Annotated in this window: 20 protein-coding genes; 11 read left to right on the top strand and 9 right to left on the bottom strand. The window is 64.1% G+C overall.

Annotation, left to right across the window (positions count from 1 at the left end):
- Positions 1-68: 68 nt before the first annotated feature.
- Genes QF092_RS05225 through QF092_RS05215 form a run of 3 tightly spaced genes read right to left on the bottom strand, consistent with a single transcriptional unit; the run spans position 69 to position 2,695 of the window.
- Positions 69-902, bottom strand: a complete 834-nt coding sequence (locus QF092_RS05225) for a class II fructose-bisphosphate aldolase (protein WP_281468288.1) — start codon at positions 900-902, stop codon at positions 69-71.
- The gene (locus QF092_RS05220) at positions 899-1,741 is read right to left on the bottom strand and encodes a 5-deoxy-glucuronate isomerase (RefSeq protein ID WP_281468286.1); all 843 of its coding nucleotides are present in this window, start codon (positions 1,739-1,741) and stop codon (positions 899-901) included. The genes QF092_RS05225 and QF092_RS05220 overlap by 4 nt, the downstream gene beginning before the upstream one ends.
- A gap of 3 nt (positions 1,742-1,744) precedes the next feature.
- On the bottom strand, positions 1,745-2,695 hold the full coding sequence (locus QF092_RS05215) for a PfkB family carbohydrate kinase (protein ID WP_281468285.1): 951 nt from the start codon (positions 2,693-2,695) through the stop codon (positions 1,745-1,747).
- 138 nt (positions 2,696-2,833) lie between these two features.
- Between QF092_RS05215 and QF092_RS05210 the strand changes: the two genes are divergently transcribed.
- The 3 genes from QF092_RS05210 to QF092_RS05200 are packed head-to-tail and all read left to right on the top strand — an operon-like array spanning position 2,834 to position 5,998.
- On the top strand, positions 2,834-3,934 hold the full coding sequence (locus QF092_RS05210) for a Gfo/Idh/MocA family protein (protein ID WP_281468283.1): 1,101 nt from the start codon (positions 2,834-2,836) through the stop codon (positions 3,932-3,934).
- A gap of 9 nt (positions 3,935-3,943) precedes the next feature.
- Positions 3,944-4,828, top strand: a complete 885-nt coding sequence (locus QF092_RS05205; RefSeq protein ID WP_281468281.1) for a TIM barrel protein — start codon at positions 3,944-3,946, stop codon at positions 4,826-4,828.
- A 12-nt stretch (positions 4,829-4,840) separates the two neighbouring features.
- Entirely contained in the window at positions 4,841-5,998 is a 1,158-nt protein-coding gene (locus QF092_RS05200; protein WP_281468278.1) for a Gfo/Idh/MocA family protein, read from the top strand.
- On the opposite strand, the gene QF092_RS05195 is transcribed toward QF092_RS05200, so the two are convergent.
- Positions 5,995-6,990, bottom strand: a complete 996-nt coding sequence (locus QF092_RS05195; RefSeq protein ID WP_281468276.1) for a LacI family DNA-binding transcriptional regulator — start codon at positions 6,988-6,990, stop codon at positions 5,995-5,997. The genes QF092_RS05200 and QF092_RS05195 overlap by 4 nt on opposite strands.
- 176 nt (positions 6,991-7,166) lie before the next feature.
- Here QF092_RS05195 and QF092_RS05190 point away from each other — a divergent pair, with 176 nt between their 5' ends.
- Entirely contained in the window at positions 7,167-7,421 is a 255-nt protein-coding gene (locus QF092_RS05190) for a hypothetical protein (RefSeq protein WP_281468274.1), read from the top strand.
- A 6-nt stretch (positions 7,422-7,427) separates the two neighbouring features.
- On the opposite strand, the gene QF092_RS05185 is transcribed toward QF092_RS05190, so the two are convergent.
- Both QF092_RS05185 and QF092_RS05180 read right to left on the bottom strand, forming a co-directional pair.
- Entirely contained in the window at positions 7,428-8,093 is a 666-nt protein-coding gene (locus QF092_RS05185; RefSeq protein ID WP_281468272.1) for a L,D-transpeptidase, read from the bottom strand.
- A 102-nt stretch (positions 8,094-8,195) separates the two neighbouring features.
- Complete coding sequence (locus tag QF092_RS05180; protein WP_281468271.1) at positions 8,196-10,049, bottom strand: ABC-F family ATP-binding cassette domain-containing protein; 1,854 nt, start codon at positions 10,047-10,049, stop codon at positions 8,196-8,198.
- A gap of 253 nt (positions 10,050-10,302) precedes the next feature.
- On the opposite strand from QF092_RS05180, the gene ndk reads away from it, so the two are divergent.
- Positions 10,303-10,725 (top strand): nucleoside-diphosphate kinase, encoded by a 423-nt coding sequence (ndk, locus tag QF092_RS05175; protein WP_281468269.1) that lies wholly within the window; start codon positions 10,303-10,305, stop codon positions 10,723-10,725.
- 28 nt (positions 10,726-10,753) lie between these two features.
- On the opposite strand, the gene QF092_RS05170 is transcribed toward ndk, so the two are convergent.
- Complete coding sequence (locus tag QF092_RS05170; protein WP_281468268.1) at positions 10,754-11,083, bottom strand: TfoX/Sxy family protein; 330 nt, start codon at positions 11,081-11,083, stop codon at positions 10,754-10,756.
- A 363-nt stretch (positions 11,084-11,446) separates the two neighbouring features.
- The gene (locus tag QF092_RS05165) at positions 11,447-11,647 is read right to left on the bottom strand and encodes a heavy-metal-associated domain-containing protein (RefSeq protein WP_281468266.1); all 201 of its coding nucleotides are present in this window, start codon (positions 11,645-11,647) and stop codon (positions 11,447-11,449) included.
- A 179-nt stretch (positions 11,648-11,826) separates the two neighbouring features.
- Between QF092_RS05165 and QF092_RS05160 the strand changes: the two genes are divergently transcribed.
- The 3 genes from QF092_RS05160 (at position 11,827) to QF092_RS05150 (ending at position 15,824) form a co-directional block, all read left to right on the top strand.
- The gene (locus QF092_RS05160; RefSeq protein ID WP_281468264.1) at positions 11,827-14,268 is read left to right on the top strand and encodes a heavy metal translocating P-type ATPase; all 2,442 of its coding nucleotides are present in this window, start codon (positions 11,827-11,829) and stop codon (positions 14,266-14,268) included.
- Positions 14,265-14,675 carry a Cu(I)-responsive transcriptional regulator gene (gene cueR, locus QF092_RS05155; RefSeq protein ID WP_281468262.1) on the top strand — a complete coding sequence of 137 codons (411 nt, stop codon included), beginning with the start codon at positions 14,265-14,267 and terminating at the stop codon, positions 14,673-14,675. The genes QF092_RS05160 and cueR overlap by 4 nt, the downstream gene beginning before the upstream one ends.
- A gap of 81 nt (positions 14,676-14,756) precedes the next feature.
- Positions 14,757-15,824 carry a dipeptidase gene (locus QF092_RS05150; RefSeq protein WP_281468260.1) on the top strand — a complete coding sequence of 356 codons (1,068 nt, stop codon included), beginning with the start codon at positions 14,757-14,759 and terminating at the stop codon, positions 15,822-15,824.
- A gap of 151 nt (positions 15,825-15,975) precedes the next feature.
- Here QF092_RS05150 and QF092_RS05145 read toward each other — a convergent pair whose 3' ends face one another.
- The gene (locus QF092_RS05145) at positions 15,976-16,410 is read right to left on the bottom strand and encodes an RrF2 family transcriptional regulator (protein WP_281468258.1); all 435 of its coding nucleotides are present in this window, start codon (positions 16,408-16,410) and stop codon (positions 15,976-15,978) included.
- A 335-nt stretch (positions 16,411-16,745) separates the two neighbouring features.
- On the opposite strand from QF092_RS05145, the gene QF092_RS05140 reads away from it, so the two are divergent.
- From QF092_RS05140 to glgC, 3 genes are read left to right on the top strand one after another with little or no spacing between them, the layout of a single operon-like run.
- On the top strand, positions 16,746-19,166 hold the full coding sequence (locus tag QF092_RS05140) for a glycogen/starch/alpha-glucan phosphorylase (RefSeq protein ID WP_281468256.1): 2,421 nt from the start codon (positions 16,746-16,748) through the stop codon (positions 19,164-19,166).
- 36 nt (positions 19,167-19,202) lie between these two features.
- Positions 19,203-21,386, top strand: coding sequence for a 1,4-alpha-glucan branching protein GlgB (gene glgB, locus QF092_RS05135; protein WP_281468254.1), 2,184 nt, complete (start codon positions 19,203-19,205; stop codon positions 21,384-21,386).
- 40 nt (positions 21,387-21,426) lie between these two features.
- Positions 21,427-22,701 (top strand): glucose-1-phosphate adenylyltransferase, encoded by a 1,275-nt coding sequence (glgC, locus tag QF092_RS05130; RefSeq protein WP_420026500.1) that lies wholly within the window; start codon positions 21,427-21,429, stop codon positions 22,699-22,701.
- Positions 22,702-22,745 lie beyond the last annotated feature (44 nt).

Here is a 22,745-nt window from a genome sequence, read left to right as displayed (position 1 = left end):
TGGATTGTTCCCGCTTTGGCGGCGCGGCGTTTCCTATGCGCGACGATTCGCGGCGCGTAGGCCTGCCGTCAGGCGGGGCAAAGGCTGCTGATGGCATCCCGCGCGGCCTGTTCCAGCGGGCCGATGGTGGCGCGCAGGATGGCGTTGCGGTCAAAGACAGCCGGATCGGCGGCCAGCGCAGAGCGCAGGGATTGCCCGAAGGCCATGCGCAATTCGGTGCCGATATTCACCTTGGCCACAGTCGTGTCGCGGGCCAGAGCATGGCGCAGCGGCAGGGGCAGGCCGGAACCCCCATGCAGGACCAGGGGCAGGGTCGGCGCGGCGGCCATGATGGCGGTGAGGCGGGGCATATCGACCTCTGCCCGCGCCTCGGTCATCAGATGGGTGTTGCCGATGGAGATGGCGAGGGCATCGACCCCCGTTTCCTGCGCGAAGCGGGCAACCTGATCGGGATCGGTGCCGTGGGAGGCCGCACCTTGAGCATAGCCGACATAGCCCAATTCCGCCTCGATCGACACACCTGCCGCATGGGCCAGCGCCGCGACTTCGGCGGTGCGGGCGATGTTTTCAGCCAAAGGAAGGGCCGAGCCGTCATACATGACAGAGGTGAAGCCGCAGTCGATGGCGCGGGCGCAGGTGGCAAGGTCTTCGCCATGGTCGAGATGGGCGACGACGGGGACGGATGCCCCTTCGGCCAGCGTGCGGAACATGGCCCCCAGCACGGGCAGAGGCGTATGGGCGCGGCAACCGGGGCCGGCCTGAAGGATGACGGGGCGACCCAGTGCCTCGGCCGCGCGGGTGAAGGCGACCGCATCCTCCCACCCAAGCACGACAAGGCCCGCGACGGCGGTGCCATCGGTCAAGCAGGGGGTCAGGACGTCCTTCAGCGTGGCAAGGGTCATTTGAACTTGGCGATCATGTCCTTGATGCCGGGGATTTTCTCGATCTGGTCGGCATGGCTGGGCTGGAAATATTGTACAAGGGACCGCTGCGTTTCACCGGCGAGGATGGTGAAATAATACATCTCATATCCCGGCAGGACGCAGCAGGGGTGATAGCCCTTGTCGATGGCGATCGTGGAGCCGTCGACGATGTGATAGGCGTCGCCCGGTTCCCCATCCTGCCGTTGCAGCATCTGCAGGCCTGATCCGTGGGGCGGGTTGAAGCGGAAGTTATAGACCTCGTCATGACGGGTTTCGATCGGCAGGCGCGTCGTGTCATGCTTGTGGCTGGGAAAGCCGGACCAGCCGCCCGCGCCGACGGTGTAAAGTTCGGACACCAGCAGGCGGCCGACGCGGCCATGGTATTTGGTGCCAAGGATATGCTTGATCTTGCGGTGGGTCTTGGTGTCGTCCGATCCGTATTGCACCGGGTCGATATCGGCGGCACGGATGGCGAAGGGGGGAAAGACCTCGTCGCAGCGGGCGCCGGCCACGAAAACCTCGGCCCGGTCTGTGGTGCAAGTCATCGTGGCGGGGATGCCCGTCGGGACATAGACGCCTTCGGGTTCGCCGTCCCAGACGTTTTCGCGGCGCAGGCCGATGGCGGGGAAGGTTTCGCCGCCCACGACGATATCGACCGTGCCGGTGGCGGGAACGATGCAGGTCTCATAACCCGGCACATGCGAAGTCACGCTTTGCCCGCGCGTAAGGCGCAGGATGTTGAAATAGCACAGCGGCACAAGCGGGTGGTCGGCCCCGATGATCGGTTGGTTCTGATTGTCATGCGGGGCGATATGCATTTCTTATCCCTGATGGCGAAGGAGGAAGGCGTCGAGCGTGGCGCGGTCGGGCGAGGCGGGGGCACAGCCAACCCCCGACACGATGATCGCGGCGGTCGCCGCGCCGCGCTGGACGGCGGTTTCAAGAGGCGCGCCCTGTGCGAGGGCGGCAAGGAGGCCCCCCATGAACCCATCCCCCGCGCCGGTTGGTTTCAGGGCGGTGACGGGGAAGATGGGGGTGTCGAAGCTGTGATCGGCGGTGTGGGTCGTACTGCCAAGGGGGCCGCGCTTGTAGATCGTGAAAAGCGCGCCTTGCGTGGCAAGGTGATGGGCGAGGGTGGGGCCCTCGGCATCGCTTCCGGCCATGAGGCCCCATTCATCATCATTGCCGATGGTGATGTGGCAAGCCTGCGCGGCCATCAGGCAGGTGGCCGCAGCCTCTTGCCGCGAGGGCCAGCTATAGGCGCGCCAATCCACATCAAGGACCGTCAGCGCGCCTGAAGCCCGCGCCCGGGCGATGGCGGCGAAGGTTGCACTGCGCGATGGGTCGCGCGCCAGCGCGGTGCCGGTGATGACAAGGGCGGCGAAGGGGGTAAAGTCGATCCGGTCGATGTCTTCGGGCGCGAGCGCGAAATCAGCGGCGCCATTCCGATAAAGGACGGTCTGGCATCCGGTCGCCCGCGTTTCGGTGAGCGCGAGGGAATTGCGTGCCTCACCGCTTACGGGCCGCAGCTGGGTGGTGTCGACGCCATAGCGGGCCAGGTCGGCCGCACAGAACCGGCCCACTGCATCGTCCGATATGCAGGAGATCAAGGCCGCCTCTGCCCCCTGACGGGCCAGCGCCACGGCGATATTGCCCGCCGATCCGCCAATTGCGGTGGTGAAGGCGCGGGCCTCTTCGATCGAAGTGCCGGGAGGATCGGCCATCAGGTCCATCCCCACCCGGCCAAGCACCGCAAATCGGTTGAGCGTCATGCGCTGCAAGGGGGCGTGCATTGGCGGGCTTTCTGCTACTCTGGATCGGGAATGCGATTGACGCAGGTTCGGGGTTCAGGATACGCATTTTGCAACCGGTTGCAATTTATTCCAGCACGGGCCGGGAAGGGGGGCGCGATGCGCGAGATCGGCATCGGGATCATCGGCGGCGGCTATATGGGCAAGGCCCATGCGGTGGCGATGGCGGCGGTGGGCGCGGTCTTTGGCACGACCCTTCGGCCACGGCTTGAGATGGTCTGTGCGACCTCGGACGCGTCTGCCGAACGCTATCGCGCGGCCTATGGATTTGCGCGTGGAACGGCGGATTGGCGGGTGCTGGTGGCCGATCCAGCGGTGGAGGCGGTGGTGATCGCCTCGCCGCAGGAAACCCATCGCGCGATTGCCGAGGCCGCCTTTGCGGCGGGAAAGCCCGTCTTTTGTGAAAAACCGCTGGGGGCGGACCTTGCCGACAGCCGCGCCATGGTGGCGGCGGCCGAGGCGGCGGGTGTGGCGAATATGGTGGGGTTCAACTATATCCGGACGCCTGCCTCGCAATTCGCCCGTGCCTTGGTCGCGGGGGGCGAGATCGGGGATGTGACCTGGTTTCGCGGCGAGCATACCGAGGATTTCGATGCCGACGGCGCACGCCCCGCGACATGGCGGAATTTTGGCGCAGCGAATGGCACGATGGGGGACCTAGCACCCCATATGATCAACGCGGCGTTGGCGCTTATTGGGCCGATTGCGCGGCTTTCGGCGGATGTGGGGACGGTTTACCCCAACAGGCCGGGGGCAGAGGGGCGCGTTATCAACGATGATATCGGGCAGTTCATGTGCCGTTTCGCGAATGGCGCTATGGGGCATCTGTCCTTTTCGCGCGTCGCGCAGGGGCGGAAGATGGGCTATGCCTATGAAATCGTGGGAACAAAGGGCGCGATCCGGTTCGATCAGGAAGATCAGAATGCGCTTTGGCTGTATAAGGCCGAGGGGCCGGAAGCCTTGCGCGGGTTCCGCAAGATCCTGACGGGGCCGGAGCATCCCGATTACCGCGCCTTCTGCCTAGGTCCGGGTCATGGGACCGGCTATCAGGACCAGATCATCATCGAGGCGCGGGATTTCCTTTCGGCCATCGCGACTGGGCAGGCCATCTGGCCCACCTTCCGCGACGGGATGGAGGTGAACCGTGTGATCGCGGCGGCGTGGGACTCGGCTTCGTCGGGTGCTTGGGTAGAACTCTAGGGGGATGGAATGATCCGCATCGGCAATGCGCCCTGTTCTTGGGGCGTGGAATTCGCAGACGACCCGCGGAACCCGCCATGGCGGCGTGTTCTGGCCGAGGCGGCGGCGGCGGGCTATCGGGGGATCGAGCTTGGCCCCATCGGATTCATGCCCGAGGACCCGATGGAACTGGGCGAGGGGCTGGCAGAACATGGGCTGACACTGATCGGGGGGGTGGTGTTCCGGCCCTTCCATGATGCGGCGGCATGGGAGGAGGTTTGGGATGCATCCCAACGCACCTGCAAGGCGCTGGTGGCGCATGGGGCGCGGCATCTGGTTCTGATCGACTCCATCTCTCCGCGCCGTGCGCCGACAGCGGGGCGGGCGGCAGAGGCCGAGCAGATGGGGCCAGAGGAATGGGCGGGGTTCGTGGACCGTTTCCGCCGCGTGGCGCAGCTCGGGGCGGATCATGGGCTGACGGTGGGCATCCATGCCCATGCGGCGGGCTTCATCGATTTCGAGCCGGAATTGGAGAGGTTGCTGGACGAGATCGACGAAAGCCTTCTGAAGATCTGTTTCGACACGGGCCACCATTCCTATGCAGGCTACGACCCCGTGGCTTTCATGAAGCGGCATGTGGGACGGATTTCCTATATGCATTTCAAGGATATCGACCCGGTGGTGAAGGCGCGCGCCGTGGCGGCGCGGACGGGGTTCTATGATGCCTGCGCGGAAGGCATCTTCTGCAATCTGGGCAAGGGGGATGTCGATTTCCGTGCCGTGCGGCAGATCCTGCTGGATGCCGGTTTCGAAGGCTGGTGCACGGTCGAGCAGGATTGTGATCCGGCGGGGCCGACATCGCCGGTCGATGATGCGCGGGCCAACCGCGAATATCTTTCATCCATAGGGTTTTAGGGAGCGAAGCGGATGAAACGCTTGAACTGGGGGATGATCGGCGGCGGCAAGGGCAGCCAGATCGGGCCCGCGCATCGGATTGCGGCGGGTCTGGACGGGCATTTCGCGTTCGTCGCCGGGGCCTTGGACGCCGATCCTGCGGCGGGGCGTGCCTTTGCGCAGGAATTGGGGGTGGCAGCCGACCGCGCCTATGGTGACTGGCGCGAGATGCTGGAAGGCGAACGGGGACGCGCGGACAAGATCGATCTTGTGACCGTCGCCACGCCAAACGCCACGCATTACGAGATTTCGAAGGCCTTCCTTGAGGCGGGCATCCATGTGCTGTGCGAAAAGCCCATGACGGTGACCGAGGCCGAGGCAGAGGACCTTGTCCTGACGGCGCGGCGGATGGGGTGCATCTGCGCGGTGAATTACGGCTATACGGGCTATGCGCTGGTGCGCCACATGCGGGCAATGGTGGCGCGGGGCGATATCGGCAAGGTGCGTCTGGTGGTGGCAGAGTTTGCCCATGGCCACCATGCCAATGCCGCCGATGCCGACAATCCGCGCGTGCGCTGGCGCTATGACCCGGCGCAGGCAGGGGTTTCGGCACAATTTGCCGATTGCGGCATCCACGCGCTGCACATGGCATCCTTCGTGACGGGGCAAGACGTGGCGCGGCTGTCTTCCGACTTTGCCTCGTGCCTGCCGAGCCGTGTGCTGGAGGATGACGCGATGGTCAACTTCCGCATGGATGGCGGCGCGGTGGGGCGGCTTTGGACATCGTCTGTCGCCATCGGGCGGCAGCACGGGCTGACGATTCAGGTCTTTGGCGAGACGGGGGGGCTGCGCTGGGCGCAGGAGCAGCCGAACCAATTATATTACATGCCCTTGGGCCAGCGGTTGCAGGTGATCGAGCGGGGCGAGGGCAACCTGTCGCCGGAAGCGGATCGGGCCAGCCGGGTGACGGTGGGCCATGCCGAGGGGATGCCCTTGGCGTTTGGCAATATCTACCGCGATCTGGCCGAAAGCCTGCTGGCGCGGGGCGCGGGGCGGCAACCGGACCCGGCGGTGACGCTGTTCCCTACGGCGGAGGATGGGTTGCGGTCCATCGCGGCGATCCATGCGGCCGTCGCCTCGGCCAAGGCCGAAGGGGCATGGGTGGACGCGCGGCCGGCGCTGTTCCGCTAACGTGGCGGGCGCAGGGTCGCCCGTTCCACGATATGGCAGGGGAAAAGACGCAGGTCGGGCGCGCGGTCGGCCTGCGTGAAACGGTCGACGATGAGGTCGACCGAGGCGGTCACGATATCGGCAAAGGGTTGATGGACGGTGGTCAGGGCGATATTCGCCCAAGCTGACATTTCCATGTCGTTCAGGCCGATCAGGCCAATGTCTTCGGGGATGGCAAGCCCTGCATCGCGCAGGGCCGACATCGCCCCGATAGAGAGGACATCATCAGCGCAGAACCACGCCTCGGGCCTTGTGTCGGGCAGGAGGGACTGCATCGCCGCGCGGCCTGCGTCAAAGCTGTAGGCACCCGCGAAATGGGCGGTGACATGCGCCCCTCCGGCTTGGGCGGCCGTTGTAAATCCGTGAAGGCGGTCTTCCGTGGTCGAGGCTTGCGAAGGCCCGCCCAGAAAGCCAAGGCTGCGATAGCCGCGCGACATCAGGGTTTCGGCCACCATCCGGCCCGCGGCGATATTGTCGATGGCCACGACATCGACGGATGGTGTCGCTGTGGCGCGGCCAAAGGCATGGACAACCGGGATGCCCGCAGCCCGAAAGCCCGTGGCGAAACCATCCGGCAGGTGGGATGAGGCGACGATGACCCCATCCACGGAATATTGTCGCAAGAGTTGCACCGAACGGTCGGGATCGGTTTCATCCGACAGGTTCACGAGCAGCGGGCGCAGGCCGCGATCCTGAAGCGCGCGGGTGAAAAGATCGAAGATTTGCAAGAAGGCGGGGTTGTGGAAGTTGTTTGACACCAGCCCCACCAATTGCGTGCGCCGTGTCGTCAGGCTGCGGGCCAGCATATTGGGGGAATAGCCCAGTTCGGTGGCGGCCTGCATCACCTTGGCGCGGGTCTTGGCCGAGACAGAGGCCCCTTCGGTGAAGCTGCGCGACACGGCCGCGCGCGAGACGCCCGCGCGTTCTGCGACCTCTTTCAAGGTGATGGCCATCGGGATGCCTGCGCTTTCTTCTTCCGCTTCTGGACCTTAGGCGAAACGGTCCGGCATGTCATCTGTCGGTGGACTTGGTCGATCACGGGGCCGTGTGCCGGGGTTTCGGGTGATTGAACCGGCGGCGAAGGGTTGCCAATGTGCATCTGACCGTCGTTCCCTAGAAGAGAGCCGTGATGAAGCCGATCCTCTGCCTGCCTGCCATCCTTGCCCTATCGGCCTGTGTGTCCACGTCGGGGGCCGAGGGGGAATTGCCGCCCCTGCCGGAACAGGTGGTGGCGGTGGCGGCCCCTTGGCAGAACCTTGCCACGGCGCGGTTGGTGCCCGAGGACAATTGCTATTGGTACGAGCATGACGGGCAGGTGGAGCGCACGCTTCTGCCGCTTCGGACGCCGGAGGGGCGGCCGATCTGTGCGGCAAGCGAAGGGTGAGACCGGTCAGGTGGCGGCGGTGATGCTGTCTTCCGCCGGGTAAAGCCAAGCGTTCACGCCCGTATCGACCTGATCGTAAAGTCCGATGATATGGGCCATGACCATGCGCACGCAGCCCGATGAGGCGCGCCAGCCGATGGAGCGGGGCAGGGGCGTGCCATGGATGCGCAGCATCGTGTCGCGCCCGCCCTTATAGAGGTACAGCGCCCGCGCCCCCAGCGCATTGCCGGGGCCGGGGGGCATGCCGTCGGCATATTGGGCGTAAATTTCGGGTTCGCGGGCGATCATGTTCGCCGTGGGCGTCCAGCGCGGCCATTTCGCCTTGCGCTGGATGGTGAAAAGGCCGGGCTCATAAAGCCCGCCGCGCCCGATGGCCACGCCATAGCGCATCGCGGTGCCGTCGGGCTGGATGTGGTAAAGGTAGCGGGCGATGGCATCAACATGGATATCGCCGGGGCGCAGGCCATCCTTCGCCTCGACCCGCGTGGGCAGAAGGCGGGGATGCAGACCCCATGGGTTTGACGTTGCAGGATCGTAATTCGGGGGCGTCACCTCGGCATCCCATGCCGCCCATTGCGCGGATTGGGCGCTGGCGGGGCTGGCGAAGGGTGCGGTGATCGCGGGCGAGAAAAGCGCCGCAGAAGTCAGGATGAAATGGCGTCTGGTGAGCATCTTTTCGTTCCGCCAACGGGATTTGTCGGGCGGCCTTTCGATCATCGAATACCGTTTCAGACGGCGGAAGGCAGTTCACAATCTGTTTAGGAATGGACGGTTTCAACCCGCCTCGGCCATGTCGAGCCGTTCCTGCGCGTCGATCCAGAGCGACTCGGCCCGTGCCATCGCCTCTTCGCATTCGGCGAATTTGCGGTTCCAGCTTTCCAGTTCGTGAATCTTCGCATCATCGTAAAGGGCAGGGTCGGCGAGTTTGGCCGAAAGCTTTTGATGCATCTCTTCCAGCTTGGCGATGCGATCTTCGCATTTGCGCACCTCGGCGCGCAGGGCAAGGATTTCGTCTCGGCTGGCTTTCTTTGGTTTTTCAATGGGTTTTGGGGAGTTCTTCACCTCTTCCTCGCCCGAAAGAAGCAGCTTGCGATAGGCTTCCAGATCTTCGGTGAAAGGGGTCACAGCCCCGCCTTTGACCAGCCAAAGGCGATCTGCCACCAGCGACAGAAGATGCATGTCATGGCTGACAAGGATGACGGCGCCGGAATATTCGGTCAGCGCCTCGACCAGCGCTTCGCGGCTTTCGATATCAAGGTGGTTGGTCGGTTCGTCGAGGATCAGAAGATGGGGGGCGTCGATGGTGGCGAGGAGAAGCGACAGCCGCGCCTTCTGCCCGCCGGACAGGCGACCCACCACGGTTTCGGCCTGTTCGGCCATCAGGCCGAATCCCGCCAGACGCGCGCGGTTCTTGGCCTGCCCCTCTTCTGGGCGCAAGCGTTGCACGTGTTGAAGGGGCGTTTCGTCGATATGCAGTTCATCGACCTGATGCTGGGCGAAATAGCCGATGCGCAGTTTGGAAGACCGCTGGATGCGTCCCTCCTGCGCGGTCAGCTTGCCTGCCAGCAGTTTCGAAAGCGTCGATTTCCCTTCGCCATTGCGGCCCAGAAGGGCGATGCGGTCGTCCTGATCGATGCGGAGCGAAAGCTTCCGCAGGATGGGCGGGCCGCCATAGCCCACGGCGGCCCCGTCGAGGTTTATGATGGGGGGGGCAAGCTCTTCGGGCGCGGGGAAGGTGAAGGCCACGCGCTTTGCCTCTTCCGGGGCGGTGATGGGCGTCATCTTTTCCAGCATCTTCACCCGGCTTTGCGCCTGCGTGGCCTTGGATGCTTTTGCCTTGAAGCGGTCAACGAAGGATTGCAGATGCGCGCGCCGCGCCTCTTGCTTTTTCGCCTCGGCCGCTTGAACGGCGCGGCGTTCGGCCATCTGGCGGGCGAATTGGTCGTAAGGGCCTGACCAATAAGTAAGTTTCCGGTTGTCCAGATGCAGGATGCCACCCACCGCGCGGTTCAGAAGGCCGCGGTCATGGCTGATGATCAGGACGGTATGGGGGTATTTTTGCAGATAGCTTTCCAGCCAGAGCGCGCCTTCCAGATCAAGGTAGTTGGTCGGTTCGTCCAGAAGCAGCAGATCGGGCTGCGAAAAGAGGACGCCCGCCAGCGCCACGCGCATCCGCCAGCCGCCGGAAAAGGCAGAGCAAGGCATGGCCTGCTGGGCGGTGTCGAAGCCTAAGCCCTTGAGAATGCTGGAGGCGCGGCCTTCGGCCGACCAGGCGTCGATGTCTGTCAGGCGGGATTGGATATCGGCGATGCGGGTGGGGTCGGTGGCGGTGGTGGATTCGGCCAGAAGGGCGGTGCGTTCCTCATCAGCCTGAAGGACGGTGTCGAGGAGCGAGGTTTCCGACGACGGCACCTCTTGCGCCACGCCCCCGATGCGGGCGCGGGAGGGCAGCGAGATGGTTCCGCCCTCAAGCGCAAGTTCGCCGCGTATCAGTCTGAAAAGCGTGGTTTTTCCGGCGCCGTTGCGGCCCACGAGGCCGACCTTGTGGCCGGTGGGAATGGTGGCGGAGGCGCCTTCGAAAAGGGGGCGGCCTTCAACGGAATAGGTGATGTCTTCGATCTTCAGCATGATGCGACAGGGCTTGCCCGAAGGGGGGCGGGGCGTCAACGGGGGAGTGGGGAGGGACAGCAACCTCTGTGCCCTGTTTTGTGCCGCCTTTTGTGCCGCAAACTGTGGGCACGCAGCGCACGGTGGTGGCGCCCTTCGCGCAACGGTCGGTCGTGGCGACTTTCCTTCGTCATAGACGCGTGCTAGGAGCGCCGCGCATGAGAATTCCGGCGCGGCGGGCAGTCCGCGCGCCCCAGATACGGAGACGCCTGACATGGCCATCGAACGCACCCTGTCGATCATCAAGCCCGATGCGACGAAGCGCAACCTGACCGGCAAGATCGTTGCCAAATTCGAAGAGGCGGGGCTGCGCGTCGTCGCCTCGAAGCGCATCCACCTGACGCCCGCGCAAGCCGGTGCCTTCTATGCCGAGCATAAGGAGCGCGGGTTCTATGGCGAACTGTGCGCCTTCATGGCGTCGGAGCCGGTGGTGGTGCAGGTTCTGGAAGGCGAAGGTGCCATTGCGAAGAACCGCGAAGTGATGGGCGCGACCGATCCGGCCGCTGCTGCTGATGGCACGATCCGCAAGGAGTTTGCGCTGTCGAAGGGCGAAAACTCGGTCCACGGGTCGGACAGCGAGGCCTCGGCCGCGCGCGAGATCGCCTTCTTCTTCTCGGGCCTCGAACTGGTCGGCTGAGGACCAAATTTCTTCGAAGAAATCTGGTTCAGCGGCGTTCGATGACGCCAAGCATATCGAGGGCCGCTTCCAATTCGGAGCGGCCCTTTTGCGTTGTGCTGGCCTTGATCGCGTCGAAGCGGGCGCGGAGGGCCTTTTTCTCATCCCCCTGACAATCGTTCCATGGGCGGCCTTGCAGGCCCATGACGAGGACGTAATAGCCGATGAAATGCGGCGCGGTGCCGGATTGGATCAGGCGGCGATAGGCCTCATCAGGGCCAAGGGCCTGCACCTCTTCTGCGGAATGGATGCCTGCCTTGGCGAAGGCGGCCTCGGTCGCGGGGCCGAGATTGCGGATGGAGGAGACGGGTGTGGGCATGGGGGACCGCCGGAAATGGAAACGGGGCCAGCCTAACGGCTGACCCCGTATAAAGAGAAGGCCTTCGGTCCGTCTTGGGTCAGATCGAGGCCCAGTCTTTGAAGATCGGGGCGGACCCTTGCTGCTGGGTTGTGCCCTGCGTCTGGTCCTGTTGCTGCTGCGGGGCAGCGGTGCCCCCTTGCTGCTGCGTGGGGGTGGGTTTCTTGGCCATGATCCTGTTTGCGTCCTGTTATGCCCGGTTTTCGCCCTTTCCTTTACTTGAGCGCTGAAATCGGCTGCGGCAAGTCTGGGATATGACGAATTTACGACGAGTTATCCACAGTGTGCGACGGATGCAACAGGTGGTGGGGGGTGGAAAAGGGCCTAACCGATCACGGTTGCGGGAAATCCCACCTCATCCAGCGCCTTTAGCAGGCGCGCGGACGTGGCGGGGCCGGTGGCGGTGGCTGTCTTGGCGGCAAGGTCCACGCTGACCGTGCCTGCATCGCCCAAGGCGGCAAGGGCCGATTCGACCGAGGCCTTGCAATGGCCGCAGGTCATGTCGGGGATCGAAAGCGTGGTCATGATGCGGGTTCCTATATGCGGCCAAAGATGATGCAGGGGATATGAGGCTTCCAGTTGCGGGAAGGTCAAGAGGAGGCTGGGCCGCGGGGGCGGGTCTTCCTGTCGCAGTTTTCGTTTTGAGAGGGCCTTGACCTTCCCGTGACGGGAAGGATTACCTTGGCTGAGGCAAGGAGATATCCATGACCGATGCCGCGCTTTCCCTTTCCGCTGCCCCGAACCCTGCCGCCCCCGTTGCGGATCGCAGCCTGCGCCTGCGGCTGGAGGGGATGACCTGCGCCTCATGCGTTTTGCGCGCCGAGCGGGTGCTGATGGCGCAGCCGGGGGTGGCGCGGGCCACGGTGAACCTTTCGACCGAGACGGCGGATATCGCCTATGCGGCCCCGGCGAAACCGGCCGATCTGGCGGCGGCCTTGGCCAAGGCGGGCTATCCGGCGCGTGAAGTCACGGTGGTTCTGGGGGTGGAGGGGATGACCTGCGCCGCCTGCACGGGCCGGGTGGAGCGGGTATTGCGCGCGCAACCCGGTGTGAAAGAGGCGGTGGCCAATCTGGCGCTGCGCCGCGCGACGGTGACGCTGTTCGAAGGCGGCGCGGATGCCGAAGCGCTGGCCGCGGCTGTGACCAAGGCTGGCTATGCGGCATCGCCCATCGAACAGGCCGCGCCACATGATCCGGTGGCCGAACAGCAGCGTTTGGCGCGGGACACGCTGATCGCGGCAGTGCTGACGGCCCCGGTCTTTGTGGTGGAAATGGGGGGGCATCTGGTGCCTGCCTTCCATCATTGGGTGATGGGCCTGATCCCCATGCAGGCGCTGTGGGGGGCGCAGTTCCTGTTGGTGGCGGCGGTTCTGATCGGGCCGGGGCGGCGGTTCTTTGCAAAGGGCATTCCCGCGCTTTTGCGGGGCAGCCCCGACATGAACGCGCTGGTGGCGGTGGGGACCGGCGCGGCCTTTGCCTATTCGACGGTCGTGACCTTTGCGCCTGCTTTGGTGCCAGAGGCGTCGCGCGCGGTCTATTTCGAGGCGGCGGCGGTGATCGTGGTGTTGATCCTGCTGGGCCGGTTCCTTGAGGCGCGGGCGCGTGGGCGGGCGGGGGCGGCCATCGCGCGGTTGGTGGGGATGCAGCCGCGTCAGGCGCGGCTGGAGGACGGGACCGAGGTTCCGGTCGCCGCCCTTGTGCCGGGGATGCGGGTTCTGGTGCGACCCGGCGAGCGGGTGGCGGTGGATGGCGTGGTGGTTTCAGGCGCTTCGGCGGTGGATGAGGCAATGTTGACCGGAGAGCCGGTGCCGGTGGCCAAAGGGACGGGCGATGCGGTGACCGGGGGCACAGTGAACGGGACCGGGGCCTTGGTCGTGGAGGTGCGGGCCGTGGGGGCGGCGACCGTGCTGTCGCGGATCGTCGCCATGGTGGAAGAGGCGCAGGGCACCAAGCTGCCGGTGCAGGCGGTGGTGGACCGGGTGACGCTGTGGTTCGTGCCGGTGGTGATGGGGATTGCGGTTCTGGCCTTTGCAGGCTGGATGATCGCGGGGCAGGGGGTGGCAGCGGCGCTGGTGGCGGGGGTGTCGGTCCTGATCATCGCCTGCCCCTGCGCGATGGGGTTGGCGACGCCGGTCTCTATTCTTGTGGGCACCGGGCGCGGTGCGGAACTGGGCGTGCTGTTTCGTCGGGGCGAGGCGCTGCAACGTCTGGCATCGGTGCGCGTGGTGGCCTTCGACAAGACGGGGACCTTGACCGCCGGGCGGCCTGTGGTCAGCGATATCCTCGGCGCGGACCTATTGGCCGAGGCGGCGGCGGTGGAGGCGGGGTCGGAGCATCCCTTGGCGGGGGCCGTGCTGGCCGAGGCAGCGGCGCGAGGGCTGGCGGTTCCGGTGGCCGAGGGGTTTGAGGCGGTGCCGGGCTATGGCGCAAGGGCGCAGGTCGGCGGGCGCATGGTGGCGGTCGGGTCGCAGCGGATGTTTGCCGATGTGCCGGGCGATCTTGCGGTGGATGCGGCGCGGCTGGCGGCTGAGGGGAAGGGTATCCTCTTCGTGGGCGAGGGGCAGGCGGCGCGCAGTCTGATCGCGGTGGCCGATCCGGTGAAGCCCGGATCGGTGGCGGCCCTGCGGGCCTTGCGCGAGATGGGCCTGCGCGTTGCCATGGTGACGGGCGACAATACGGTGACGGCGGGGGCCATCGCGGCGGCGCTTGGGGTGGATGATGTGCAGGCCGGCATCCTGCCTGCAGGCAAGGGCGATGCCGTGCGCGCCATGGGCGACGGCGTGGCCTTTGTGGGCGACGGGATCAATGACGCGCCCGCGCTGGCGGCGGCTGAGGTAGGGCTCGCGATGGGAACCGGCACGGATGTGGCGATCGAGGCGGGGGATGTGGTGCTGATGGCGGGCGATCCGCTGGCGGTGGTGGATGCGATCCGCATAAGCCGCGCCACGATGCGCAACATCCGGCAGAACCTGACTTGGGCCTTTGGCTATAATGCGGCGTTGATCCCGGTGGCGGCAGGGCTTCTGGTGCCCTTCGGCGGGCCACAGCTTTCGCCGATGCTGGCAGCGGGGGCGATGGCGCTGTCTTCGGTCTTTGTTTTGGGCAATGCCTTGCGCTTGCGTTCTGTGCGGGGGGTACGGGGATGAATATCAGTCAGGTGGCCGAGCGCGCGGGCCTTCCGGCCAAGACCATCCGCTATTACGAAGAGATCGGGCTGATCCGGCCCTTGCGGGGCGCGAATGGCTATCGTGCCTTCCGCGAAAGCGACCTGCACAAGTTGTCCTTCCTGGGGCGGGCGCGGGGGTTGGGGTTCACCATCGAAGAGTGCCGCAAGCTCTTGGCGCTGTATGAGGATCGCGAAAGGGCCAGTGCGGATGTCAAAGCCTTGGCCGAGGCGCATCTGCGCGACATGGAGGGCAAGATCGCCGAATTGCGCGCAATGCAGGCCACCTTGCGCGATCTGGTGGACAGTTGTGCAGGCGACCACAGGCCGGATTGCCCGATTTTGACGGGGCTGGCAGAAGGGCGCAGCGAGGGCGGCTGTTGCGATTAAGCGGGGTGTGAGGCCGACCTTGCGGGGGCTTCAAGCCGTCTGCGCGGCGTGCCAATCTGGCCGCGTTGAAGGGAGCCCGCCATGACCGACCCGATTGCCGTTTTCGACGGCCATAACGACATCCTTTACCGCATCCTGATGCAACCCGAAGCGCGCGAGGCGATCTGGCTATTGGGCGAGGGGAAGGGGCATCTTGATCTGCCGCGTATGAAGGCGGGTGGTTTTGCGGGGGGGATGTTCGCGATTTATATCCCGTCGCCCATGGAGGAGGACGATCTGGGGGTGGAGGCCTTGATGGACCGTCCGCCCTATGCGCTGCCTTTGCCTGCGGCGCTTCCCCTGCGCGACAGTCAGGCGGTGGCTTTGGATCTTGCGGCGCAGCTGATGTGGATGGAGCGGGCGTCGGAGGGGGCGTTCCGGCTGTGTCGCACAGCAGCAGAGATCGAGGCGGCGCGGGCGGCGGGCGCGATCGCGGGCGTGATGCATATGGAAGGGGCCGAGGCCATCGATCCGGGCTGCGACGCGCTCTATGCCTTTCATGCGATGGGGCTGCGGTCGCTTGGCCCGGTATGGAGCAGGCCAACCGCCTTTGGCCATGGCGTCCCCTTCGCCTTTCCCTCTTCGCCCGATACTGGGCCGGGCTTGACCGATGCGGGCAAGCGGCTGGTGAAGGAATGCAACGGTTTGGGCATCCTGATCGATCTGAGCCATCTGAACGAAAAGGGTTTTGACGATGTGGCGCGGCTGTCGGATGCGCCGCTGGTCGCCACCCATTCCAATGCCCATGCCATCACGCCCTCGTCGCGCAATCTGACGGATCGGCAGTTGGACATGATCCGCGACAGCGGGGGGATGGTGGGGCTGAACTTTGCCACTGTCTTTCTGCGGCCCGATGGGCGGCGTGACCCGGCGATGGGATGGGAAGCAGTGCTGCGCCATCTGGACCATCTGATCGCGCGGCTGGGCGAGGATCATGTGGGCTTCGGGTCGGATTTCGACGGGGCGACCGTGCCCGATGGGATCACCGACGCGGCGGGCCTGCCGCGCCTGATCGCGGCGCTGCGGGCGCATGGCTATGACGAGGCGCTGATCGGCAAGCTTGCTTGGGGCAACTGGCTTTCGGTGCTGCGCCGGACCTGGGGAGCGTGAGCGAAGCCGAAAATTTTTCCGCGAAAAATTTTCGGCTGGCAAAGGGCGGAAAATTTTTCGTACGAAAAATTTTCGCGGCGCCTGGAAGGCGCCGGGGGGGAAAAATTTTCGGGAAAATTTTTCGGCCCCCGCTTTTCGACCCTCGGTCAGGTTAGGCGACGTGAAGCAGGGCTTGCAGGTCGTCATTGCCTGCCACGAGATCGGCCACGGTGACGCGGTCGAGTTCGGCGTAGAAGGCCTTGAGCGCGTCGGCCAGCACACATTTCAAGCGGCAAGCCCCGGCGAGGGGGCAGTTGTTTTCATGGCCTGCGAAACATTCGGTGAAGGGCAGAACGGCCTCGAAATCGCGAAAAACCTCGCCCACGGTGATCTTGTCGGCGGCGCGGCCCAGCATCAGGCCGCCCGATCTGCCACGGATCGTGCGCAGGAAACCTTTCTGCGCCAAGAGATGGATCACCTGCGCGAGGTGGTTTTCGGATGCGGCGCAGGCTTCGGCCACTTCGTGCTTGCGGACGATCCGCTCCGGGTTGACGGCACAGAACATCAGGGTGCGCATGGCGAGGTTGGTGCGGGTGGTGAGTCTCATGGGGCGATCTCCGGTTTCCCGACGGGCTGCGGCGGGTTTCTCTCGCCAAAGATTTATGCAGGGCAGAGGTTCTGCGACATGATCCAGATCAGATTGCGAAAGAACCGGCGGGGAAGTGCGGGATTGGCCCTGTCTCGATTTCGGGTCGGGGCTTAGGTTGGTACATACTATATTCAAAGCGTTTTGACTGTTTGGAAAAGGTAAAATATTCTGCATGGGCATAAGAAACTTGCGAATGTTTGCGGTAACATTTAAAGCGGTTTGAAAGGGGCTTTCGTCGGGAGTTTCCCGGTGGATGGCCTTGACCCGCCGCGCGAGGGGCATAGGGTTGCGGCATGGTGCCAAGAAGTGGATGCGTCGACGTGAACGATCTGAGCCTGACCCCCAATCTATTGCAAGCCGATATCGCGCGGCATCTGACCTTTACGCTGGGCAAGGATGCGCCCAATGCCAGCGTCTATGACTGGCGGATGGCGCTGTCCTTTGCCATCCGTGACCGGATCGTGGAGCCGTGGTTCGCCTCGACCCGCCGCACTTGGGCCGAGGATCGCAAGCGCGTCTATTACCTGTCGATGGAGTTCTTGATCGGGCGGCTTTTGGAAGATGCCACCATTAACCTTGGCTTGCGGGACATCGCGGAAGAGGCGATGGCGGGCTTTGGGCAGGATTTCCGTGCGATTGTCGAGAATGAACCCGATGCCGCGCTGGGCAATGGTGGGCTTGGCCGTCTTGCCGCCTGTTTCATGGAAAGCATGGCGACGCTGGGCTGCCCTGCCTATGGCTATGGTATCCGGTATGAACATGGGCTGTTCCGTCAGCGGTTCGAAGGTGGCCAGCAGGTGGAAACACCGGAGGATTGGCTGACGCAGGCCCATCCTTGGGAATTCGCGCGGCCCGAAAGCGCCTATACGATCCCCTTTAAGGGCCATGTGGAAACGCAGGGCGGCCGTGATGTCTGGGTGCCGGGGGAAACCGTGCTGGCCGAGGCGCATGACACGCCGGTGATCGGTTGGCAGGGGAAATGGGCCAATACGCTGCGGCTTTGGGCGGCAAAGCCCACGACGCTGTTTGATCTGGATCGCTTCAACCGGGGGGATTACGCGGCGGCGGCAGAGCCAGAGGCGCTGGCGCGCACGCTGAGCCGGGTGCTTTACCCCGATGACACGACCTATCAGGGCAAGGAATTGCGGCTGAAGCAGGAGTTTTTCCTGACCTCGGCCGCCTTGCAGGATATTTTGCGCCGCTATCTGGCGCGGCATCAGGATCTGAAGGCGCTGCCGAAACATGTGGCGATTCAGATGAATGACACCCACCCTGCCATCGCGGGGCCGGAACTGATCCGCCTTTTGATGGACGATCACGGGATGGCATTCGACGATGCGCTGGAAACGGCGCGGGGCTGTCTGGGTTACACCAACCACACCTTGCTGCCCGAGGCGTTGGAACGTTGGGCGACCTTCACCTTCGGCAATGTCCTGCCGCGCCATATGCAAATCGTCGAACGGATCGACAGTTGGCACCGCCGCACCTATCCAAGCCGCCCGCATTACGTCGGCGTCGTGAAGCATCACGAGGTGCGGATGGGGGAATTGGCCTTCATCATGGCGCATAAGGTGAACGGGGTGTCGGCGCTGCATTCCGATCTGGTGAAGAAGAACCTGTTTCCTGAGTTGGACCGTCTGCATCCGGGGCGGATCATCAACCAGACCAATGGCGTGACGCCGCGCCGCTGGTTGAAGATGGCGAACCGTCCGCTGGCCAAGTTGATCACCGACACGATCGGGGATGGCTGGGAGGACGATCTGGATCGTCTGCGGGGGCTGGAGCCGCATGTGAAGGGCAAGGTCTTCCGCGAGGCCTTTGGCGCGGCCAAGCGGGCCAACAAGGCGGCGCTGTCGGATTGGATCGCCGCCGAATGCGGGGTGAAGGTCAATCCCGACGCGCTGTTCGATGTGCAGATCAAGCGCATCCATGAATATAAGCGCCAGCTTTTGAACATTCTGGAAACCATCGCGCATTGGCACAAAATCCGGTCGAACCCGAAGGGCGACTGGGTGCCCAGGGTGAAGATCTTCGGCGGCAAATCCGCCCCTGGCTATGCGGTGGCGAAAGAGATCATCCATCTGATCAATGACGTGGCGCAGGTTGTGAACAATGACCCCGTCACGGGCGACCTTTTGAAGATCGTCTATCCGGCCAATTACAATGTCAGCATGGCGGAACGGCTGATCCCTGCCGCCGATCTGTCGGAACAGATTTCCACCGCCGGCAAGGAGGCCAGCGGCACCGGCAACATGAAGTTCATGATGAACGGTGCGCCGACCATCGGCACGCTGGACGGGGCGAATGTGGAGATTTTGGAAGAGGTGGGGGCAGAGAACTTCTTCCTCTTTGGTCTGACGGCGGAAGAGGTGATGCGCCGCCGCGAAGACCCGGACCATGCCAAGAAGGCCATCGAGGCGAGCCAGCCCTTGCAGGACGTGCTTCAGATGATCGCGGAAGGCCGGTTCAGCCCGGATCACACCGACCGCTATCACGGGCTGGTGCATCGGGTCTGGCATCATGACTATTTCCTCGTCGCTTCTGATTTCGACGCCTATCATGCGGCGCAGGCCGAGGTGGACCGGGCCTATAAGGACCGGGATCGCTGGATTTCCATGGCGGCGATGAACACGGCGCGGAGCGGGTTCTTTTCATCGGATCGCACGATCCGCAGCTATATGGACCAGATTTGGGGGGTCACTTCGGCCCTGTAACGGGCCGGGGTGACGCCTTTTGGGAGAGGGGCGGCCATGGGCGGAAACCTGATCGATCACGGGGCCGCAAAGGCCATCGTCGAAGGGCGGAATGGCGATCCCTTTTCCGTGCTGGGACTGCATCAGCGGGAGGGTGCTTGGATCGTCACGGCCTTTGTTCCGGGCGCGGAACGGCTTTGGGTTCTGACGGGCAAGGCAGGCAAGGCGGCGGAGGCCGAGGCCATCCCCGGCTGCGAGGGGCTGTTCTGTGTCCGACTGGCGCGGAAGGCGGCCTATCGGCTGCGCGCCGAAGGGCATGGGGCAAGGTGGGAGTTTGATGATCCCTTCCGCTTTGGCCCCGTGCTGGGCGAGATGGACGAATATCTTCTGGGCGAGGGCACGCATAAGCGGCTGTGGCAGGTGCTGGGCGCGCATGTGATTGCGCATGAAGGGGTGGAAGGCACGCATTTCGCCGTCTGGGCCCCGAATGCCGAGCGCGTCTCGGTCGTGGGGGATTTCAACATATGGGACGGGCGGCGCCATCCGATGCGGCGGCGTGGGGCGACGGGGGTGTGGGAGACCTTCATCCCCGGTCTGGGCGAGGGCGCGACCTATAAATACGAAATCCGGGGTCAGCATGGGGCGTTGGGTCCGCTGAAGGCCGATCCGGTGGGGTTCGGGTCGGAACATCCGCCCGCCAATGCGTCCGTCGTGCGGCGGATCGACGGGGCCTTTCAGGATGGCGATTGGATGGAGAGCCGCGCGGCGCGGCATTCCATCGACGCGCCCATTTCCGTCTATGAGGTGCATCTGGGATCGTGGCGGCGCGCGCCGGGAGATAGGATGCTGTCCTATCTGGAACTGGCCGAGCAACTGGTCGATTACGTGGCGGATATGGGGTTCACCCATATCGAGCTGATGCCGATCAGCGAATATCCCTTTGACGGAAGCTGGGGCTATCAGCCGGTGGGGATGTTTGCCCCCACCATCCGCCATGGCACGCCGGGGGAGTTTCGGGCGCTGGTCGATGCGGCGCATAGGAAGGGACTGGGCGTTCTCTTGGACTGGGTGCCGGGGCATTTCCCGACCGATCCGCACGGGCTTGGCCGGTTCGACGGCACGGCGCTTTATGAACATGCCGATCCGCGCGAGGGGTTCCATCAGGATTGGAACACGCTCATCTATAATTACGGTCGGGTGGAGGTGGCGAATTACCTTGTGTCCAACGCGCTTTATTGGCTGGAGGAATACCATGTCGACGGGCTGCGGGTGGATGCGGTGGCGTCGATGCTTTATCGCGATTACTCGCGCAAGGACGGCGAGTGGATTCCCAACAAGGATGGGGGGCGTGAGAATTACGAGGCGGCGGCACTGCTGCGGCGGATGAATGTCACCGTCTATGGCGAGGTGCCGGGGGTGATGACGGTGGCCGAGGAAAGCACGGCCTTCCCCGGCGTGTCGCGGCCTGTTGATCACGGGGGCCTTGGCTTCGGGTTCAAGTGGAACATGGGGTGGATGAACGACACCCTGTCCTACATGCAGAAGGACCCGATCTATCGGCAATATCACCACCACCAGATGACCTTTGGCCTGCATTATGCGTGGTCGGAGAATTACATCCTGCCGATCAGCCATGATGAGGTGGTGCATGGCAAAGGGTCGATGCTGGAAAAGATGCCGGGGGATGGGCCGGAGAAATTCGCCAATCTTCGCGCCTATTACGGGTTCATGTGGGCGCATCCGGGCAAGAAACTGCTGTTCATGGGCTGCGAATTTGCCCAAGGGCGGGAATGGAACCACAACCAGAGCCTTGACTGGCACCAGTTGGACATTCCCGAACATCGCGGCGTGCAGGCCTTGGTGCGCGACCTGAACCGCGCCTATCGCGACAATCCCGCGCTGCATGTGAACGACACGCGGCCCGAAGGGTTTCAGTGGATCGAGTCCAATGATGCAGGTGCGTCGGTCTATGCCTGGGTCCGCAAGGGGCGGGCGGGCGATCCGATGGTCGTTTGTGCGGTGAACATGACGCCGGTCGAACGGTCCTATCGGCTGGGCCTGCCTGCGGGCGGCCATTGGGACGAGATCCTGAATACGGATGCCGCGCTTTATGGCGGGGGAAACCGGGGAAACCTTGGCGGGGTGACGGCGGAAGCGGTGGCATGGCACGGGCAGGCGCAATCGGCGCTTGTCACCCTGCCGCCCTTGTCGGCAGTCTGGTTCCGTCAGGCCAAGGGATGACGACATAAGCGGCAAAGCCGCGATAGGGAGGGGAAGGACGATGTTGCAGCCAAGACCGAATGCGCGCCTGTCATCACAGGCGATGGCTTTCGTCCTTGCCGGGGGGCGGGGCAGCCGATTGAAGGAATTGACCGACCGCCGCGCCAAACCCGCCGTCTATTTCGGCGGCAAGACGCGGATCATCGACTTTGCGCTGTCGAACGCGTTGAATTCCGGCATCCGCAAGATGGCGATTGCCACGCAATACAAGGCGCATAGCCTGATCCGGCATTGCCAGCGGGGATGGAACTTCTTCCGCGCCGAACGGAACGAATATCTGGACATCCTGCCCGCCTCGCAGCGCGTGGACGAGACGAAGTGGTATCTGGGGACGGCGGATGCCGTGGCGCAGAATATCGACATCGTCGACAGCTATGGCATCAAATATGTCATCATCCTTGCGGGCGATCACATCTACAAGATGGATTACGAGATCATGCTGCGCCAGCATGTCGAAACGGGGGCCGATGTGACCATCGGCTGCCTGACCGTCCCGCGGATGGAGGCGACGGCCTTTGGCGTGATGGCGGTGGATGCGGGGATGCGCATTTCCTCCTTCCTTGAAAAGCCCGCCGATCCGCCGGGGATTCCGGGCGACCCGGACCATGCGCTGGCCTCGATGGGTATCTATGTCTTTGACTGGGCCTTCCTGCGCGACCTCTTGCTGCGGGATATGGCGGATGCCAATTCCTCCCACGATTTCGGCAATGACCTGATCCCGGCCATTGTGAAGGGTGGCAAGGCGATGGCGCATAAATTTGCGGATTCTTGCGTGAAATCAGGGTTGGAGGATGAACCCTATTGGCGCGATGTGGGGACGATCGACGCCTTTTGGCAGGCCAATATCGACCTGACGGATTTCGTGCCGAAGCTGGATATCTATGACAACAGCTGGCCGATCTGGACCTATTCCGAGATCGTGCCACCCGCGAAGTTCATCCATGACGAGGATGGGCGGCGGGGGATGGCTATTTCCTCGCTGGTGTCGGGGGATTGCATCGTATCAGGGTCCGAGGTGCGGAATTCGCTGCTGTTCACCGGGGTCAGAACGCATTCCTATTCATCCCTTGAATATGTGGTGGCCCTGCCGCGCGTGGTGGTGAACCGCAAGGCGGAACTGACGAATTGCGTGATCGACAGTGGCGTGGTGATCCCCGAAGGTCTTGTCGTGGGGCAAGACCCGGAAGAGGATGCGAAATGGTTCCGCAGGAGCGAGGGGGGCATTGTCTTGATCACGCAGGACATGCTTGACGCGCGGGCGCGGAAGTTGTCCTGAGGGGGCGCGGGCTGGCAGGCCCCGGAGGGACTTTGCGTCCCCCC

The organism is Fuscovulum ytuae, from assembly GCF_029953595.1.
Taxonomy (GTDB): Bacteria; Pseudomonadota; Alphaproteobacteria; order Rhodobacterales; family Rhodobacteraceae; genus Paragemmobacter; species Paragemmobacter ytuae.
Note: the sequence above shows the minus strand (reverse complement) of the source record. Positions and strands in the feature narration are given on the sequence as shown.